3 protein-coding genes are annotated in these 2,061 nt (G+C 67.8%); 2 read left to right on the forward strand and 1 reads right to left on the reverse strand.

The annotated features are described in order from the left end of the window. The first annotated feature begins 64 nt into the window (after positions 1-64). On the forward strand, positions 65-598 hold the full coding sequence (locus ACWC9T_RS41670; RefSeq protein WP_449826230.1) for a GNAT family N-acetyltransferase: 534 nt from the start codon (positions 65-67) through the stop codon (positions 596-598). Positions 599-721: 123 nt separating this feature from the next. Here the strand turns inward: ACWC9T_RS41670 and ACWC9T_RS41675 are convergent, their stop codons facing one another. Then, the gene (locus tag ACWC9T_RS41675) at positions 722-910 is read right to left on the reverse strand and encodes a helix-turn-helix domain-containing protein (RefSeq protein ID WP_449826228.1); all 189 of its coding nucleotides are present in this window, start codon (positions 908-910) and stop codon (positions 722-724) included. Between the two features lie 210 nt (positions 911-1,120). Here ACWC9T_RS41675 and ACWC9T_RS41680 point away from each other — a divergent pair, with 210 nt between their 5' ends. Continuing rightward, a complete protein-coding gene (locus ACWC9T_RS41680; RefSeq protein ID WP_449826229.1) occupies positions 1,121-1,747 on the forward strand; it encodes a class I SAM-dependent methyltransferase in 627 nt (208 codons plus the stop codon). Positions 1,748-2,061: the final 314 nt, after the last annotated feature.

Consider the following 2,061-nt stretch of genomic DNA (forward strand, 5'->3'; position numbering starts at 1 on the left):
ACACGACGCGCCAATACTGCCCGCACACCCCTCCGCGTCATGCCTGACCAGCGGGAATCACACGATCACGCCCGGATTGATAACGGCTTCTGAGCCGATCAGGACCGAGAGGCTCGTGCTCCGTGAGCCCGAGGCCCGGGACCGTGCGGCGTTCATCGAGCTGCTCGCCTCGCCAGAGGTGCACACTTACCTCGGCGGCCCCCGGCCGCGTGACGAGCTTGTGCGCGAGATGCCCGGGGCGCCCGAGCGGTGGCCTGGGAGCTTCGTCGTTGATCTCGACGGGTCGATGATCGGCCAGATCCTACTCAGGAGAGCAACGGGGCACCGTCGCCCGGCTGCCGCGGGGAAGGCCGATCTCGGCTACCTGTTCCTGCCGCGGGCGTGGGGGTTCGGGTACGCCGCCGAGGCGTGCGCGGCGGCACTCGGCTGGCTCGCCAGCGCGCTTCCCGGCGAGCCGGTGGTGCTCACCACCCAGACCGCCAACGTCGGCTCGATGCGTCTCGCGGCGAAGCTGGGGTTCACTGAGGTAGAGCGGTTCGAGGCCTGGGGCGCCGAGCAGTGGCTCGGCATGTGGTCCCCGGTCACGCCGTCCGGTTGAACTCGTGCTCGACAGCGCGGATCCACGAGGCCGCCGATCGATCGTCGGCCTCGGCACGCCGCTTGCGCCAGTGCTTCCCAACTTCGCTTGGTGCGTTGCGGCGTATTGCACCTCGTGTTGCAGCTACCGATCGGCCAGGCTGGCAAGGCCCAGCTCGGCGAATCGGCCCCGCCACTTGCGCACCGTGTCCAGATGCAGCCCCGTCTCCCGGGCGATGTGCGCGTTGGAGCGACCGCGCGCCGCATGCAGCACGACCTGGGCGCGTACCCGCAGTCGGTGCTCGGTCTTGTGGCCGTAGGCGGCCTTCTTCAACCGCGCGCGTTCGGCGGCGGTCGGGGCTATCGGGCAGGCGGGCATCGCGGGCAGGCCGATCAGCAGAAGTGGATGGTCAGGTAGCCCGAGGGAGCCACTCTCTCGGGCTACCCGACCTCGGCGGTCACTCGCGAGGGTGGCAGCTCTGGCAGCCGGACCTGAGCCGAAAAGGAGTCGCGTTCTCGGCGATGCGCCGTTAGCGTGCGCCGCGTGGACGTTGAAGATCCCAAAGAGGTGGTCCGGCGAGGGTATGACCTGCTCTCGGAGCACTATGAGCGGGCATTCGGCAGCGAGACGAAGTACGGATCGTGGATCGAGGAGTTGCTCGGCCGGCTGCCGGAGGTAGGCACCGTCTTGGACATCGGGTGTGGCACCGGTGTCCCCGCGGCCCGGTCCTTGATCACGGCTGGTCACCGCGTGACGGGCGTCGACATCAGTGAGGTCCAGATCCGCAGGGCGCGGGAACTCGTGCCGGGCGCCGACTTCATCCGGGCTGACGCCACGACCTTGGAGTTCCCCGAAGAGAGCTTCGACGCCGTGGTCTGTCTGTATGCCCTGATCCATATTCCGGTGGAGGAACAGCCTGCCCTGCTGAGTCGGATCGCTTCCTGGCTGCGGCCCGGGGGCTGGTTTCTGGCCACCACCGGGCATCGAGCCTGGACCGGGACCGATGAGAATTGGCTCGGTGGCGGGGCGGCGATGTGGTGGAGTCACGCGGATGCCGCGACGAACCGCTCATGGCTCGTGCGGGCCGGCCTCGACGTGGTTCACGAAGAGTTCGTGCCCGAGGGCGACAGCGGCCATGTCTTGTTCTGGGCTCGGCGCTCTTTGGGGTGACAGTGGCGGGAAGGAGTGAGGGCGTCGGGGCAGCCCCGATCGTGCGAGGTTCCGGATCGGCGCGGAGGGCCTGACACCTTGCTCGCCAGCTGGAGCCAGATGTCCTTGCTTCTCCGGGGTCACCGAAGTCGCTACAGACACCGCCCCCGAATCTCTGATCCAGGACCCACAAATGATCTGACCTCACCTCACCCCCGAGGGACTTCCGGGGTCGACCACTACTGACTTCGGCTCGTCGGGGTGAATCTGTGCGAAGCGCCTGATGAGCGTGGAGCGGTGGCTGTATCCAGTGGTGTGTGAGATATGCGGATGGG

This window comes from Kitasatospora sp. NPDC001159 (assembly GCF_053598235.1).